The sequence below is a fragment of the Streptomyces sp. Root431 genome (genome assembly GCF_001426585.1).
GTDB classification, from domain to species: Bacteria; Actinomycetota; Actinomycetes; order Streptomycetales; family Streptomycetaceae; genus Streptomyces; species Streptomyces stackebrandtii.
This window is the reverse complement of record NZ_LMEI01000013.1, coordinates 411,782-428,033: the sequence shown is the minus strand read 5'-3', so window position 1 is coordinate 428,033 and position 16,252 is coordinate 411,782. Positions and strand designations below refer to the sequence as shown.

The window sequence follows — 16,252 nt, the reverse complement described above, 5'->3', positions numbered from 1 at the left end:
GGTGAACGTCGGCCTCACGTCCACAGGAACCCACAGCCCGCTCCCACGTTCCTGACAGGCGTGATTCCTAGGGTCCTCGCCCATGAGCGAAAACCAGAAGCACAGGCGGGACATGACCCGGCGGCGGGCACTCGTCGCGGGTGGTGGGGTCGTGGTCGCGGCGGGGATCGGCGTCGGGGTCGTCTCCACCGCCTCGGCGGACGGAGCGGCCGGGAAGGAGTCGTCCGCGAAGCCCACGGCGGGTGAGGCCTGCTATCGGCTGACCTCCGAGACGACCGAAGGCCCGTACTACATCGACGCCGACAAGATCCGCCGGGACATCACCGAGGACCGTGAGGGCATCCCGATGATCCTGCGGCTCAAGGTCGTCGACTCCGACACCTGTAAGCCGCTGCGCGGCGCCGCCGTCGACATCTGGCACTGCGATGCGCTGGGCATCTACTCCGGTTACGAGAGCCTGAGTTCGGGCGGGCCCGGTGGGCCCGGAGGCGGTACGCCTCCGACCGATGCCCCCACCGGTACGCCGCCCACCGGTACGCCCCCGACCGGAGGTCCCGGTGGCGGTGGCGGAGGCGGCGGGCACGAGGAGCCCACCGACGACAAGCGGTACCTGCGGGGGACTCAGCTCACCGACAAGCACGGGTACGTGGAGTTCCGGACGGTCTTCCCCGGCTGGTACCGGGGGCGTTGCGTGCACGTCCACACCAAGGTGCACGTGGGCGGGAAGATGACGGCCTCCGGTTACGAGGGCGGGCACACCTGCCACACCGGCCAGCTCTTCTTCGCCGAGAGCGCGGTTCTCGACTCCGCGAAGGTCGCGCCGTACTCCACCAGCACCACCGAGCGGACGACCCTCGACGACGACACCATCTACCCCGGCAACGGGGCCGAGGGCGGCCTCCTCGCCCTCAAGTACCCCAAGGGGAAGATCGCGAAGGGTGTCTCCGCCACCCTCACCCTCGGCGTCGACCCCGACGAGACCCACACCGGGACCTCCGCCTAACGGAGGCAGTCCAGGAACAGGGCAGCGGCCAGGAGGTGGCCGCTGCCCCGGGGGTGGAGGGTGCGTTCGCGGAGCCGTCGGTCGAAGGTGTCGAGCGGCAGGTCGCCGGCCAGCACCTCCCGGGCTCCGTCCTGGGCCTCCCGCAGGCCGTGCGGGCCGGCCGTGTGCAGGAGGCCGGTGTCCTGGAGGGTGGTCATGATCGTGAGCAGGGCGTTCAGGCGGGCCTCGGGCTCGCGCGCCCCGGCGGCGCGGGCGGTACGGAGTGCTGCCGACGCCCTCCGTACGTGCGGGAACCCGGCCCGCGCCTCGCCCTTCGCGCCGGCGGCGCCGTACCGGACGGAGACGGACGAGCCGGGGGTCGCCACGCGTGGAGCACGGCCGTCCGGGTGGGCCGCGATCCGGCCCGCGAGCCCCGTGATCTCCTCCACGGTCCCACCCGGCGCGAGCGCGGCCCCCGCCACCAGCAGCCCCAGCGGCCACACGGCCCCGTGGTGCAGGACCGCGCCGCCGTCCGCCCGCGCCATGGCCCGTTCGGTGGACCGCCCCACCGCCCCGAGCTCGGCCCGAAGCCACTTCCCCGGCTCCCCGGTCCGCCGCGCGGCCGCCGCCATCGCGGCGAGCCCCGGCTCCAGCGCCCGCGCGGACCACCGCAGCCCCGACAGGTCCGCCTCCCGGGCATCCGGTAGCCCCGGCTTGGGCGTCAGCTCCACCCCCGCAAGCAGCCCTTCCACCGCAGCCCGGGCCAGCACCTCGTCCTCACGCGTCACGACCATGCCGCGCACGCTAGGCACCGGACCTGGGCGTTTCCTCGGGTCGACCTGTGGGTCGGCTGTGTCACCCAACGGGTGCGCGGAAAAACTTCGCGCGGGCCGTCACACTTCCCGGCCCCGCTCCGTCAGTGCTGTGTCCGGCTCGGTCGAGGCGGATACGGAGAGGCTGAAGGAGCCGTCGCGATGTTCACCGAGATGTCCACCACCGCAGTCGTCGTCACCGCCGTCGCCGCGTTCATGGCCGGGTTCTCCGCCGCGGCGATCTTCTTCCGCGCCGCGTTCGTCGTCGAGCCCCTCGCCCAGTACGGCGTGCCGCAGTCGTGGTGGAACTGGCTCGGGGCCGCCAAGGCCGCCGGGGCCGTCGGGCTCGTCGTCGGGTTCTACCTGCCGGTGATCGGGACCCTCGCCGCGATCGGGCTGATCCTGTACTTCGCCGGCGCCGTGATCACCATCGTCCGGGCCCGCTCGTACGGCCACGTGCCCTTCCCGCTGGTCTACATGGCCCCCGCCGTCGCCGCCCTGGCCCTGACCTGGTGAGAAGGTGCAGGAAACGTTCACCGGCGGCGACGGGCCCGTCATAGCATCGCGCGATGACAAGAAAACGATCATCCGGACCGCGCCGCCACTCCCGCACGTTCGGTGCGGTGGTGGCGGCGCTCGGCCTGCTGGTCCTGGCGCTGACGGGGGCACAGCCGGCTGCCGCGGCGACGCCGTTCGCCGCCATCGACGCGTCGAACCTGGAGCTCACCGCGGGGGACTTCAGCGGGCGCGCCGCCGCCATCGACGCTCTGGAGACGTCGGGCCGGGTCACCAGCTTCACGGACCAGCCCGCTCTCGCGCCGGTCCTGGACGGGACCGGCGTCACGGGCCGGAACGGCCTGTGCCACACGAACTACCTCGATCCCGCGTACAGCGTGAACGGCTTCTGCTGGAACCTCGAGGACGACACCTCCAGCGAGTGGACGCCCCAGGGGTTCACGGGATCCCATGACGCCCAGCCCGGCGGCACCTGGAACGGCAAGTACGTCTCCATCGCCTCGTGGCACAACGCGAGCAACACGCAAGCCCGCATCACGGTCGTCGACAAGAGCAGCGCCGGCGCGGCGCCTGTCTACCACCGCATCCTCCTGGTCGACCCGTACGGCTCCGGCGACACCGCGAACTTCGAGGCGGTCGGAAACCCGGCCTCCCAGAGCGTCCCGAAGACCGGGGCCCACGCCGACGGCGTGGCCTGGTACGGCAACAAGCTCTTCGTCGCCACGGGCCACCAGATCCAGGTCTACGACCTGCGGCACCTGTGGAAGACGGACAGCGGCTCCACATCCGTCGGAGTCGTCGGCGGCAAGGCGTACGCCGCCCAGCACGAGTGGGCCCTGCCGATGATCGGCATCTACTCCAACGCGGCCCTCGGCGCGGCGTGCAGCGACACGGCACCCACCACCCCCTGCATGACGTCGCTCAGCCTCGACCGCACCGGCACCGACGGCCTCATCGTGTCCGAGATCGGCGCCCAAGGCGGCCGCCCCCTCATCCGCTGGCCGCTCAACGCCGCCACCGCCCTGCTGCAGACGGACACCGCCGACGACACCACCGGCAAGGTGGCGGCGGCCGCCGCCTACCGTGTGCCCGTCTGGAAGGTCCAGGGCGCCGCGACCGACGGCACGTACTACTACTTCAGCGGCGAGTGCCCCGAGTACGCCGGAACGACGGACAGCGACGCTCCGTACTGCATCCATCGTGCGAAGCCCGGAGAGGCTCCGCACGTGCTCACGAAGGCCCCGCCCATCACTCAGAACCTTTCCTGGGCCCCCGCCTCCGGCCGGCTCTGGGGCCTGAACGAGCGAGCGAACTGGGCCCCCGGCGCCGCCGGCAAGCGGGTCGTGTTCTCTCTCGACCCGCCCGCCTGACCCGCTCCCTTTCGCATGTGAAGCAGACGGCAAAAGGCCGCCACCCCTGTGAGCAGGGGCGGCGGCCTTTTGCCGTACGAGAGGGGACGTCAGTCCTTCTTCGGCTCCTCCAGGCGCGGGAACAGCACCGCGCCCTTCGTCACCGTCGCGCCCGCGGGGAGCTGGCCCCAGGTCGCGGAGGACTGGACCGGCTGGGCCGACAGGGCGCCCAGGGACTCCTCGGCGCCGAGGGAGTCCCAGAGGGCCTGCGAGGTCTCGGGCATGATCGCGTTGAGCAGGACCGCGACGGCGCGGAGCGACTCGGCGGCCGTGTAGAGGATCGTCGCCAGGCGGGCCCGGCCCTCCTCCGACTCGTCCTTCGCGACCTTCCACGGCTCCTGCTCCGTGATGTAGCCGTTGACCTGCTTCACGAAGTCGAAGATCGCCAGGATGCCGGCCTGGAAGTCCAGCTCCTCGCCGATCTTCGCGTCGGCCGTCGCGACGGCCTTGGCCAGGCCCTCGTGGATCGCCTTCTCCGCGTCGCCGTCGGCCGTCGAGGCCGGCAGCGCGCCGTCGAAGTACTTGCCGACCATCGCCGCGACGCGGGACGCCAGGTTGCCGTAGTCGTTCGCCAGCTCGCTCGTGTAGCGGGCCGTGAAGTCCTCCCACGAGAACGAGCCGTCCTGGCCGAACGCGATCGCCCGCAGGAAGTACCAGCGGTACGCGTCCACGCCGAAGTGCGAGGTCAGGTCCTGCGGCTTGATGCCCGTCAGGTTCGACTTCGACATCTTCTCGCCGCCGACCATCAGCCAGCCGTTCGCCGCGACGCGGCCCGGGACCGGCAGGCCCTGCGCCATCAGCATCGCGGGCCAGATGATCGCGTGGAAGCGGAGGATGTCCTTGCCGATGAGGTGGACGTTCGCCGGGAAGGTCTCGTCGAACTTCGCCTGGTCGGCGCCGTAGCCGACGGCCGTCGCGTAGTTCAGGAGGGCGTCGATCCACACGTAGATGACGTGCTTGTCGTCCCACGGGACCGGGATGCCCCAGTCGAAGGTGGAACGCGAGATCGAGAGGTCCTCAAGGCCCTGCTTGACGAAGTTCAGGACCTCGTTGCGGGCGGACTCCGGCTGGATGAAGCCCGGGTTCGACTCGTAGAACTCCAGGAGCTTCGGGCCGTACTCGCTCAGCTTGAAGAAGTAGTTCTCCTCCTTGAGGATCTCCACCGGCTTCTTGTGGACGGGGCACAGCTTGGTGCCGTCCTCCGCCTCGATGAGGTCGCCCGGGAGCTTGAACTCCTCGCAGCCCACGCAGTACGGGCCTTCGTACCCGCCCTTGTAGACCTCACCCTTGTCGTACAGGTCCTGCACGAACTCCTGCACGCGGTCGGTGTGACGCTTCTGCGTGGTGCGGATGAAGTCGTCGTTCGCGATGTTCAGGTGCTCCCAGAGGGGCTTCCACGCCTCCTCGACGAGCTTGTCGCACCAGGCCTGGGGCGTGACGTTGTTCGCCTCGGCCGTGCGCATGATCTTCTGACCGTGCTCGTCCGTGCCGGTGAGGTACCACACCTTCTCGCCGCGCTGACGGTGCCAGCGCGTGAGCACGTCGCCTGCGACGGTCGTATAGGCGTGGCCCAGGTGAGGAGCGTCGTTGACGTAGTAAATGGGGGTCGTGACGTAGAACGCCTTCGCCCCCTGCTTCTCGGATCCAGTGGCCGCCATGGTCGAAATCCTAACGGTCGTACGAAGATCCACTCACATCGATAACCGCGGGTGGGACGAGGACACGACGGGGGAGAGGTCCGGGAAACATCCCGGCGGGGAGGATGGGGGCATGCGTGTACTGGTGGCCGAGGACGAGCGCGTCCTCGCGGAGCTCGTCGCCGTCGGCCTGCGGCGGGCCGGCTTCGCCGTCGACACCGTCCACGGCGGGGACGACGCCCTGGAGCGGTTGGGTCTGGTCGGGTGGGAGGGCGTCGGTGGTGGTGGTCGGATCGCTTCGGGCGCGAGCGTGTCGGGCCCGTTCGCGTCGGGCATGAGCGCGTCGGGTACGAGCGCGTCGGGCATGAGGGCGTCGGGCCCGTTCGCGTCCGGACCGTTCGTGCCCGGTCCGCTTTCGCCGAGTCCGTACGACGTCCTCGTCCTCGACCGCGACCTGCCCCGCGTCCACGGCGACGACGTGGCCCGGCGCCTCGTCGCCGCCGGCTCCCCCACCCGCATCCTCATGCTGACCGCCGCCACCACCGTCGAGGACCGCGTCGAGGGTCTCGACCTCGGCGCCGACGACTACCTGGGCAAGCCCTTCGAGTTCCCCGAGCTCGTCTCCCGCGTCCGCGCCCTGCGCCGCCGCTCCGCCCGCCCGCCGCTCCCGCCCCTCCTGGAACGGGACGGGCTGCGCGTCGACACCGTCCGCCGGACCGCCACCCGCGACGGGCGCGACCTCGACCTCTCCCCGAAGGAGTTCTCCGTCCTCCAGCTCCTCCTGGAGGCGGACGGTGCCGTCGTCTCCGCCGAAGAGCTCCTCGAACGCGCCTGGGACGTCCACACCGACCCCTTCACCGGAGCCGTACGCGTCTGCATGAGCAAGCTGCGCGCCAAGGTGGGGGAGCCCGGGCTCATCCGGACCGTGCAGGGCGTCGGGTACGTGCTGTGAGCTCTGCGAACGAGCCCCTGCTCGGGTCCGGCTCCACCATCCGGACCCGGATCGCGCTCGTGTACGGAGGTGTCTTCCTGGTCCTCGGTGCCGTGCTGCTGCTCGTCGTGAACCTCCTCGTCCTCGCCGGTACGGACGACACGACGGACGCGATCGTCGCGCGGGCGGGCGAGGGCGCCGCCGTGGAGGCGTACCGGATCGGCGACGACATCAGCCGGGCCGCCGGCGAGCAGATGTTCATGTGGTCCTGCATGGCCCTGCTCGTCATCGCCTGCGGCGCCGTCGTCGTCGGCTGGTGGACCGCCGGGCGCGTCCTGCGGCCCGTGCACGAGATGACTGCCCGCGCGCGGCGGCTCTCCGAGCGGAACCTGCACGAGCGGATTGCGGCGAGCGGCCCCGACGACGAGCTCAAGGAACTCGGCGACACGATCGACGCCCTCCTCGGACGCCTGGAGACGGCCTTCGACAGCCAGCGCCGCTTCATCGCCAACGCCTCGCACGAGCTCCGCACCCCGCTCGCCACCCAGCGCGCCGCGATCCAGGTCGGTCTCGACGACGACTGCGAGGTGCGGCAGATCCTGCTCGACACCAACCGCCGCAGCGAACGGCTCATCGACGGGCTGCTCCTCCTCGCGCGGAGCGAGCGGGGGCTCGCCGAGCGGGAGGACGTGGTGCTGGGGGAGGTCGTCGTGGAGGAGTACGAGGACGCGGTCGTCGTGGTCGACGGGGGTGTGGTGCGGGGGAGTCGGGTGCTGCTCGGGCAGCTCGTCCGGAACCTCGTCGCGAACGCCGTCGCGTACAACGTGCCCGGGGGTGTGGTCGACGTACACGTCGAGGGCGGGGTGCTGACCGTGGTCAACACCGGGCCCGTCGTTCCCCCGGAGCAGGTCGACGGCCTCTTCGAACCCTTCCGGAGAGGGGAAGGGCGGGACCGCATGGGGCCGGGCGCCGGGCTCGGGCTCTCCATCGTGCGGTCGATCGCCGTGGCGCACGGAGGGTGCGTGACGGCGACCGCGCGCAGTACTGCGGAGGGCGGCGGGCTCGCGGTGGCGGTGACCCTGCCGGTCACCGCCACCCCCGCCGCCTCCTCGTCCTAGAACTCCAGGCCGTCGAGCAGCCCGCGGTAGAACGCCGGGTGCGCCGTCTCGACCGGGGTCGCGCCGGGGAAGTACGCGGCGGTACGGGGCGTGCCGTCGAGCTTCCGGAGGAAGTCGAAGGCCTTGTTGTCCTCTTCGCCCCAGGCCACGAACCGCCAGTGCAGCGGGCGGTCCGCCGCCTCGGCCAGCGCCTGCGTGGCGGCCGTCTTCGACTCGGGCGCGCCGTCGGTCTGGAACACGACCAGGGCGGGCCGCGTCGGGTCGGCCTTCTCGTGGTGGGCCAGGACCTCCTCCACCGCGCGGTGGTAGTTGGTGCGGCCCAGGCGGCCGAGTGTGGCGTTGACCTCCTCGACGCGGGTGGGCGTGAGGTCGGCGGGAGCGAGGTCGACGGTGCCGTCGATGTCCGTGGAGAAGAACACGGTCGTGACGGTGGCGTCCTCGTCCAGGTGCGCGGCGAGCGCGACGGTCTGCTCGGCGAGACGCTGCACGGAGCCGTCCTTGAAGTACCCGCGCATCGAACCGGAACGGTCCACCACGAGGTACACGGCTGCCCGCGCCCCGGTGAGCCCCTGCTTCTTGAGCTGGGCGCCCGCGGCCTTGTACGCGTCGGCGAGGTGCGGGGCGGCGGCCTTCACCTTGGCGAGGGGGAGGGCGGGGGTGCCGGTGCCGGTCTCGGTGTCCGTGTCGGTGGCGGCCTCGGTGTCCGTCTCGGCGTCGGTGTCCGTGTCGGCTTCGGCGACCTGCGCCTCGGCGGCGACGGGCTCGGCCTCGACCTCGACCTCGGCCTCGACCTCGGCCGGGCTCGCGTCGTCGGCCGCGGGCTCCACATCCACCTCGGCTGCGAGGACAGCCTCCGGCTCCGCCTCGGCGGTCGCGGGCTCCGCCGCGCCTTCCTGCTCCTCCGGAGCGTCGACGGCGACGACCGCTTCCGCCTCCGCTTCCGGCTCCGCCGGGGCCGTGGCGGCCACCGTTTCCGGCTCCGTTTCCGGCTCGGCGGTCTCGGTGTCGGGCGACTCGGCGGCTGCCGCTTCCGGCTCCGCCTCGGCCTCCGCCTCGGCCTCCGCCTCCGGCGCAGCCGGTTCGGCGGTCTCGGTCTCGGACTCGGTCTCGACCGTGGCGGCGGCCGGTGCCTCCGCGGTCTCCGCCTCCGGCTCCGTCCGCTCCTCGGCGTCGACCGCAGCGGCGGCCGGCTCCTCGGCCTCGACGGTCGCGGGGGATGCCTCCGCTTCCGGCGCCTCGACCGTCGTGGCGGCCGGCTCTTCGGCCTCGACGGTCGCGGCCGGTGCCTCCGCCGGCTCCTCGGCCGTCGTCGGCTCCGACGCGCTCGCCGTCTCCGACGTCTCGACCGCTGTCTCTGCCGCCTCGACCGCCGTCTCCCCGCTCCGCGCCTTCGGGACCTGCGGGTTGTCGAACGACGCCGCCACCAGGTCGTCCGCCGCGCGGCGGGCCGCCTCTTCCTCGGCGTCCGTCGACGCGGACGTAGCCGTGTCCGTCGTCGTCGCCGACACCGACGCGGACGCGTCCGTGGACGAGGCCTCACGCGTCTGGGCCGGGACGGAGGTCGCCGGGGTGTCCTCGCGGTCCCGGCCGAATACCTTGCGCAGCATGCTCCGAATACCCATGGGCGAACCCTTTCGCATGAGTGGGTGCAGTGTGAATGTCCGTACTGGGCGTTTCGGGACGTTCATCCCTGGCCAGGGCGGACACGTAAGGTTAGCGGCCACCCCCTCCCTCCCTTGTGACCCGGTCGCCCCCGGTTGCCGTGCATTCATTCGGCGTTCACTCCGGCGCCGCCCCTGTGCAGATGTGCGCACATAGCGTCGCGGCCGAAGGATTCCCGACACCATGTCGGCGCAGTGTGCGCCGGAGGAGGACGAAGTGCGCAAACTGCTGCCGCTCCTGAGCACGAACCCCCACGGAGGCGGCCGTTCCGCTCTCACCTGCCGGTTCCGGTGTGGTGACGCCTGCTTCCACGAGGTGCCCAACACCAGCGACAACGAGTACGTCGGCGACGTCATAGCCGGTGTGCTCTCCCGCCGTTCGGCCCTCCGCGCCGCCGCCGTCGTGACCGTCGCCTCCGCCGCCGGCGGTGCCGTCGTCCTCGGCAGCGCGCCGGACGCCGTCGCCCGCCCGCAGAAGCCGGGCCACGGCGGCGGCAAGGTCGACGGGGCCCGCGGCCTCCGGTTCGCCGCCGTCGCGCCGAACACCGCCGACCAGGTCACCGTCCCCGCCGGTTACGCGCAGAACGTGGTCATCCGCTGGGGTGAGCCGATCCTCCGCGGCACCCCCGCCTTCGACTCCGAGAAGCAGACCGCGAAGGCCCAGGCCGGCCAGTTCGGCTACAACAACGACTTCCTCTCCCTGCTGCCGCTGCGCGGGGAGCACCACCGCCAGGTCCTCGTCGCCAACCACGAGTACACCGACGAAGTCCTGATGTTCCGGGGCTACGACGCCGAGAACCCGACCCGCGAGCAGGTCGAGATCGCCTGGGCCGCGCACGGCCTGTCGGTCGTCGTCGTCCAGGAGGAGCACCGCTCCGGCAAGCTCACCCCGGTCACCCGCCACTACCTCAACCGGCGTCTGCACACCACCAGCGAGTTCGAGCTGACCGGCCCCGCCGCCGGCAGCGACCTGGTGAAGACGAGCGCCGACCCGGACGGCCGTATCGTCCTGGGCACGCTCAACAACTGCGCCGGTGGCACCACCCCGTGGGGCACCACCCTCCACGGCGAGGAGAACTTCAACCAGTACTTCGCGTACGGGAGCTCCGCCACCGACAAGCGGTACGGGGTCGGCACCGGTGCCTCCGAGAGGAAGTGGGAGCGGTTCGACTCGCGCTTCGACCTCCGCCAGGAGCCCAACGAGGTGCACCGCCAGGGCTGGGTCGTCGAGCTCGACCCGTACGACCCGGACTCCACGCCCCGCAAGCGCACCGCGCTCGGCCGCTTCAAGCACGAGGCCGCGCAGCCCCGTCTCACCGAGGACGGCCGCCCGGTCGTCTACATGGGCGACGACGAGCGCTTCGACTACTTCTACAAGTTCGTCTCGTCGAAGCGGATGAAGAAGGGGAACTCGCGCAGCGCCCGCGAGCACAACCTGACGCTCCTCGACGAGGGCACGCTGTACGTCGCCAAGCTGACCGGCGACTCCCCGGCCGCCGAGATCGACGGCACGGGCAAGCTGCCCAACGACGGCGAGTTCGACGGCAGCGGCCAGTGGATCCCGCTCGCCACCGCCACCGCCGACGGTGCCATCTCGCACGTCCCCGGCCTGACCGCCGACGAGGTGTTCGTCTTCACCCGTCTCGCCGGTGACAAGGTCGGCGCGACGAAGATGGACCGCCCCGAGGACGTCGAGCCGTCCCCGCGCAGCGGCCGCGTGTACGTCGCGCTCACCAACAACAGCAACCGGGGCAAGGGCACGAACCCGGGCGTCGACGAGGCCAACCCGCGCAACCTCAACAAGCACGGGCAGATCCTGGAGCTCGCCGAGCACTGGGACGACCCGGCCGCCGACGGCTTCGCCTGGCGTCTCTTCCTCGTCGCCGGCGACCCGAACGACCCGGCCACCTACTTCGCCGGCTTCCCCAAGGAGAAGGTCTCCCCGATCTCCTGCCCGGACAACGTCGCCTTCGACCCGCACGGCAACCTGTGGATCTCGACGGACGGCAACCAGCTCGGTTCGCACGACGGCCTGTTCGGCGTCGCCACGCAGGGCGAGCGGCGCGGTGAGCTGAAGCAGTTCCTGACCGTGCCGAAGGGCGCCGAGACCTGCGGCCCGATCATCCAGGACCGCCGCGTCCTGGTCTCGGTGCAGCACCCGGGCGAGCTCGACGGCGCCTCCGTCGAGAACCCGAAGTCGGAGTGGCCGGACGGGCCCGGCAAGATCGTCCGCCCGTCGGTCGTCTCCGTCTGGCGCACGGACGGCCGCGACATCGGCGTCTGATGACGCGGGGAGGGTCCGGGGGTGGAGCCCGTAAGCCTTACTCCACTCCCAGGCCCTCCCTGAACCGTACGAACTGCTCCTCCGGGTCCCCCGTGTACGCCCACGGCACCCACGCCGCCCGCGCGCCGAGCATCCCGAGCAGCTCGCGGGCGATCTCCACCTGGCCCGCGTAACAGGCCGCGTGCGCGAGGAAATGGAGGTCCCCGACCTCCTCCGGCGCCACCGGGCGGTCCGGCTCCCTGCCGCCGATCCAGCGCGCGTACGTGCGGCGCAGCTCCGTCACCGCCAGCTCGTGCTTCCAGTGCTGGTCGAAGCCCCGCACGGGACCCCGGCCGAGTGCCCCGTCCGCGATGTAGCGGTACTCCTCGACCCGGGCGACCTGCACCAGGACCGGCAGTGGGGAGCCGGGCGGCGCCACGCCCGCCGCGTCGCGCGCGAAGTCGTACATGCTGCCGTGCGTGCCGTGCCACCGCGCCGACCAGTAGCGCAGCACCTGGATGTGGCCCTCGGTGTTGTACGGGTCGCGGCGCCGCAACTCGTCGAACCAGTGGCGCAGTTCGCGGCGGGCCACCCCGCCCTCGTACAGCCTGGCCACCGACAGCAGGGACACCCAGGGCATGGGGTCGGCGGGCGCCGCTTCGGCCGCGCCCCGGCAGGCGTCGACGGCGGCGTCGATCCGGCCCCGCTCGACGGCCGCTCCCCGGCCGGCCGCGATGGCCGCGTCGAAGACCCGGACGACCTCGGTCGCGGCGCGCAGCACGGCGGCGTCGGGGTTGCCGGGCTCGGCCGCCCGCCAGGTCTCGACGGTGGAGCTGCCCGCGGCGGCGTGCGAGAGGAGCCGTATCCGGTGGGTGCGGCGTGCCCAGTCGTCGCCGGTGGCGGCGAGCAGGTCGCGGACTCCCTGCCAGCGGCCGATGACGATGTCGTGGCGCGCCTCGGTGAGGGCGCGGTCGCCGAAGTCCGGGTCGAAGTCGGGCGCGAAGCGCTCCGCTCGCGCCGTGCGCGCGGAGCGGCGGCGTACGGCCATGGGACCTCCAGATCGCGTTCTACTACGGTCTCGTGGGTGCTCAGAAGTCGGTGGCGTAGCTCTTGTCGTGGGCGCCGGTGCGGGCGCGCGGGGTGGCGGGGCCGGAGTCCTCGGTGGCGGCGAGCGCGCGGACCGCGTCCAGGCGGGCGGGGCGGTAGTAGTCGCTGCCCTTCCGCCAGTACACGAGCAGCGGCACGACGCCGAGGAGCAGCCCGCCGAGGCCGATGGTGAGGGCGGTGGTGGAGAGTTCGCCGAGGGACTCGACGAAGCACCAGAGCATGAAGCCGGAGCCGAGCAGCGGCCACAGGCCGCCGAGGACGAAGTTCCGTACGGAGCGCAGCAGGAGCGACTTGTACGCGACGACGGCGGCGATGCCCGCGAGGCCGTAGTAGAACGCGATCTGGAGGCCGATCGCGGCGACGGCGTCGCTGAGGATCCGCTGGACGGACTCGGCGGTCGCGGCGGCGACGAACATGAGGAGCGCGGCGCCGCCGACGGTGGCGATCGCGACCCACGGGGTGTTCCAGCGGCGGTGCACGGTGCCGAGCGCGGCGGGCAGGGTCCGGTCGCGGCCCATCGCGAAGAGCGAGCGGGTGACCTGGAGGAGGGTGGTCTCCAGGGTGGCGACGGTCGACAGGACGACGGCCACGACGAGGAGCTTGCCGCCGACACCGGGCCAGATCTCCTGGCCGAGGACGGCGAGGACGTTGGGTCCGGCGGTGCGGATCTCCTCGGCGGTCAGCAGGACGTTCACGGCGACGGTGAAGGCCTCGAAGAGGACGAAGACGAAGCCGACGCCGACGAGCGCGGCGAGTCCCGCCGTGCGGCGGCTGTTCCGGGTCTCCTCGCTGAGGTTGCTGGTGACGTCCCAGCCCCAGTAGTAGAACGCGGCGATGAGGGCGCCGGCGGCGAAGCCCTGGGGGCCGTCGAACTGGCCGAGGCCGAACCAGGACCAGTCGAAGGCGGTGGCCCGGCCCCGGTGCAGGACGGCGGCGAGGACGAAGCCGATGAGGATGACCATTTCGACGCCGGACATGACGAGTTGGGCCCGTACGGTGAGGCGGGCGCCGCCCAGGACGACGAGCAGCATCATCAGGAACCAGCCGGCGCCGACGGCCGCCGCGAGCGGGGTGTTGTCGGCGAGGTCCGGGTCGATCAGGGAGAGCGTGAGGGAGCCGGCGGGGAGCGAGCCCGCCACCATGAAGACGGTGGCGGCGAAGACGAGCGCCCAGCCGGAGAGGAAGCCGAGGAAGGGGTGGAGCGTGCGGCCCACCCAGGAGTAGCCGGCACCGGCGTTGACGTCGATGCGGCCGAGGCGGGCGTAGGCGAGCACGATGCCGAGCATCGGTATCGCGCAGTAGAGCAGGGCGGCGGGTCCGGCGAAGCCGACCGCGCCGAAGAGGACGGCGGTGGTCGCGGCCAGCGAGTAGGCGGGCGCGCTGCCCGCCACGGCCATCACGATCGTGTCGAACGTGCCGAGGACATTGGGCTGGAGCCCTCTGCTGTGGGTGGTGCGCATGGCGGAGTCCTCGGGGCGCGGGGGGTGAGGGGCGGGGCTGGTGGTGCGGTGGTGCGGTGGTGCGTCAAGGCGTTGGTGGTGCGGTGGTGCGGTAGGGCATTCGTGGTGCTGTGGTGCTGTGGTGCTGTGGTGCGTCAAGGCGTTCGTGGTGCGGTGGTAGGGCGGTGCGATCGTGGTGCGGTGGCGGCAGGGTGAAGTGGCCCGTCCGCCGGGTCGGTTGCGCGACGGCGGCGGGCGCGGATCACGGGGTAGCGCTGTGAATCCCGGCGAATATCGGTGAGATCGAGCGCATCGTAGTCGCCCGGGTGGCGTTCGGTAACGGCGGTGGGGAAGGTTCCGTTCCGTGACCGCCGGTAAGTCCTTCCGTACGCCCCTCGGGGGAGGTTTACCGCAGGTCGGGACCGGCGATGGCGCGGGCCGCGAGGACCTCCTGGCGGAGCGGCGCGAGGACTCCGCTCTCGTCGCCGGGGAGCTCCACGCGGACCTCCACGAGCGTGTCGGTGGAGCGCAGTCCGTCGGAGAGCTCGCGCAACTCGCGCTCCACGGCGGCGACCTCGGCGGGCTCGGGGGCCGGGGCGCCGTGGTCGACGCGGATCCGGGCCGCGGTCGTCGCGTCGACGATCCGCTCGACGGCGACGACGAGCGGCCACCAGGCGGCGGCGCGAGGGCCGGTGGGCGGCGGTTCGGTCAGGGCGCGCTGGAATTCGGAGCGGACGGTCGACAGGTCGCGGTAGAGCTTCCGCCGGGCCCGGTGCCGGGCGGTCCTGTCGTCGCCCGAGAAGGCGCCGTTCACGTACGCGGCGGTGTCGGCGACGGCGTCCGCGAGCCGGTCGCCGATGCGGGTGTGCCAGGACTCGGGCCAGAGGAGGTAGCCGGCGACCAGGGTGATCGCGCAGCCGATGAGCGAGTCGTAGAGGCGGGGCAGGACGAGGTCGAAGCCCTGGTGGTTGAGCATGTCGGAGAGCAGCAGGATGACCGGGGTGATGGCCGCGGTCTGGAAGGCGTACCCCTTCGCCGAGAAGGCCGGGATCAGGGCGGCGAGGACGACCATCACGGGCACGTCCCACCAGCCGCGCGGGACTTCGGAGAGGACGAGCGCGGCGAGGACGAGTCCTGCGGCGGTGCCGAAGGCGCGGAGGACGGCCCGGGAGAAGACCGAGCCGAAGTCGGGCTTCATGACGAAGGTGACGGTGAGCGCGACCCAGTAGGAGCGGGGGACGGCGATCAGCGAGACGAGGGCCTGGGCGAGGCCGATGCAGAGCGCGAGCCGCAGCCCGTACCGCCAGGAGGCCTCGGAGAGCAGGACGGCGCGGGCGGCCCTGCGGGCCCGGACGCGGAGTGCGGCGGGGCGGCCGAGGCGGTCGTCGACGTTGTACGGGTCGGGCTCCGCCTTGTGGACGACGGTCGCCGCGTAGCGCACGGCGTGGTCGACGGCCTTCTCCGCGGGCCGCTCGGGCGCGGGCAGGTCGAGGACGGGGGTGCCGGTGCGGCCCTCCTCGACGGCGTCGGCGAGCTCCCGTACGGCCGCGGGGATCGCGGCGGGCAGCGGGCCGATGAGCCGGACGCGGAGCTGGGCGGCGGGGGCGGCTTCCAGGAGCGGGACGAGGGCGTTGAGCTGGGCGAGCAGCCGGACGAGGTGCGGGGCGCGGCCGTGCTGGCGGGCGCGGCGGGCGAGGACCAGGTCGTAGGACTGGTTGAGGGAGGCGGTGACGGCGTGGCGCTGCTCGTCGTACGTGGGGGTGCCGGCGGCCTCGTAGAGCTCGGCGACGGCCCGGTAGGTGTCGGCGACGGCGGTGCGTTCGGGGGCGGTGCGGCGCAGGGGCCAGCCGAGGAGGGAGAGGAGGAGGACGAAGAGTCCGCCGACGCCGAGGAGCAGGGGTGCCTTCCACCACGGTCCGGGCATGGGGAGGCCCGCGCCGACCACGCAGTTGAGGAGGAGCAGCAGTCCCGAGACGGAGGCGACCGCGCCGATCGAGGAGATCATCCCGGAGACGAGCGCGACGAGGGTGACGGCGGCGACGGCGATCCAGCCGTGGCCGAAGACGAGGGTGCCGAGGGTGACGCCGAGGGCGCCGAAGAGCTGCGGCACGGCGATGTTGAAGATCCGCATCCGGTACGCGTCGGCGGTGTCGCCGATGACGCCGGAGAGGGCGCCCATGGAGACGAGGGCGCCGTAGACGGGCTGCTCGACGGCGAGTCCGACGGCGATCGGCGCGGAGAGCGCGACGGACGCGCGGAGGACGGCGGCCCAGGGGATGGGGGTGGGGGCGGGCTTGAGCCCGGCCGTGAGCCAGGTGGGCGGGGAGAGCCGTACGGGCCGAGCGGGGCGTGCCATGTCCCCAACTTACGTCGCGGC

General features: G+C 72.3%; 12 protein-coding genes. 6 read left to right on the top strand and 6 right to left on the bottom strand.

The window, feature by feature from the left end; translation table 11 throughout:
- Positions 1-82 precede the first annotated feature (82 nt).
- Positions 83-1,003 (top strand): intradiol ring-cleavage dioxygenase, encoded by a 921-nt coding sequence (locus ASC82_RS27390; RefSeq protein WP_056653445.1) that lies wholly within the window; start codon positions 83-85, stop codon positions 1,001-1,003.
- Here ASC82_RS27390 and ASC82_RS27385 read toward each other — a convergent pair.
- On the bottom strand, positions 1,000-1,776 hold the full coding sequence (locus tag ASC82_RS27385; protein WP_056653442.1) for a triphosphoribosyl-dephospho-CoA synthase: 777 nt from the start codon (positions 1,774-1,776) through the stop codon (positions 1,000-1,002). The genes ASC82_RS27390 and ASC82_RS27385 overlap by 4 nt on opposite strands.
- Before the next feature lie 180 nt (positions 1,777-1,956).
- On the opposite strand from ASC82_RS27385, the gene ASC82_RS27380 reads away from it, so the two are divergent.
- Positions 1,957-2,310: a DoxX family protein gene (locus tag ASC82_RS27380; protein ID WP_242427802.1), complete on the top strand. Its 354-nt coding sequence runs from the start codon at positions 1,957-1,959 to the stop codon at positions 2,308-2,310.
- Between the two features lie 53 nt (positions 2,311-2,363).
- Positions 2,364-3,680, top strand: coding sequence for a hypothetical protein (locus ASC82_RS27375; RefSeq protein ID WP_242427801.1), 1,317 nt, complete (start codon positions 2,364-2,366; stop codon positions 3,678-3,680).
- Between the two features lie 89 nt (positions 3,681-3,769).
- On the opposite strand, the gene metG is transcribed toward ASC82_RS27375, so the two are convergent.
- Complete coding sequence (gene metG / locus ASC82_RS27370) at positions 3,770-5,377, bottom strand: methionine--tRNA ligase (RefSeq protein ID WP_056653436.1); 1,608 nt, start codon at positions 5,375-5,377, stop codon at positions 3,770-3,772.
- Between the two features lie 112 nt (positions 5,378-5,489).
- Here metG and ASC82_RS27365 point away from each other — a divergent pair, with 112 nt between their 5' ends.
- Together ASC82_RS27365 and ASC82_RS27360 are read left to right on the top strand one after the other, a co-directional pair.
- Positions 5,490-6,308 carry a response regulator transcription factor gene (locus ASC82_RS27365; protein WP_056653433.1) on the top strand — a complete coding sequence of 273 codons (819 nt, stop codon included), beginning with the start codon at positions 5,490-5,492 and terminating at the stop codon, positions 6,306-6,308.
- Positions 6,305-7,405 (top strand): HAMP domain-containing sensor histidine kinase, encoded by a 1,101-nt coding sequence (locus tag ASC82_RS27360; protein WP_242427800.1) that lies wholly within the window; start codon positions 6,305-6,307, stop codon positions 7,403-7,405. Before ASC82_RS27365 ends, ASC82_RS27360 begins: the two co-directional genes overlap by 4 nt.
- Here ASC82_RS27360 and ASC82_RS31300 read toward each other — a convergent pair.
- Positions 7,402-9,012 (bottom strand): VWA domain-containing protein, encoded by a 1,611-nt coding sequence (locus ASC82_RS31300; protein ID WP_242427799.1) that lies wholly within the window; start codon positions 9,010-9,012, stop codon positions 7,402-7,404. The two genes, ASC82_RS27360 and ASC82_RS31300, sit on opposite strands and share 4 nt — an antisense overlap.
- 271 nt (positions 9,013-9,283) lie before the next feature.
- Between ASC82_RS31300 and ASC82_RS27350 the strand changes: the two genes are divergently transcribed.
- Entirely contained in the window at positions 9,284-11,350 is a 2,067-nt protein-coding gene (locus ASC82_RS27350; protein ID WP_056654326.1) for a PhoX family protein, read from the top strand.
- A 37-nt stretch (positions 11,351-11,387) separates the two neighbouring features.
- Here the strand turns inward: ASC82_RS27350 and ASC82_RS27345 are convergent, their stop codons facing one another.
- From ASC82_RS27345 to ASC82_RS27335, 3 genes are all read right to left on the bottom strand, one after another.
- Entirely contained in the window at positions 11,388-12,377 is a 990-nt protein-coding gene (locus ASC82_RS27345) for a hypothetical protein (RefSeq protein WP_056653431.1), read from the bottom strand.
- 40 nt (positions 12,378-12,417) lie between these two features.
- Positions 12,418-13,896, bottom strand: coding sequence for an APC family permease (locus ASC82_RS27340; RefSeq protein ID WP_056653429.1), 1,479 nt, complete (start codon positions 13,894-13,896; stop codon positions 12,418-12,420).
- Between the two features lie 385 nt (positions 13,897-14,281).
- Entirely contained in the window at positions 14,282-16,231 is a 1,950-nt protein-coding gene (locus ASC82_RS27335; RefSeq protein WP_056653426.1) for an FUSC family protein, read from the bottom strand.
- Positions 16,232-16,252 lie beyond the last annotated feature (21 nt).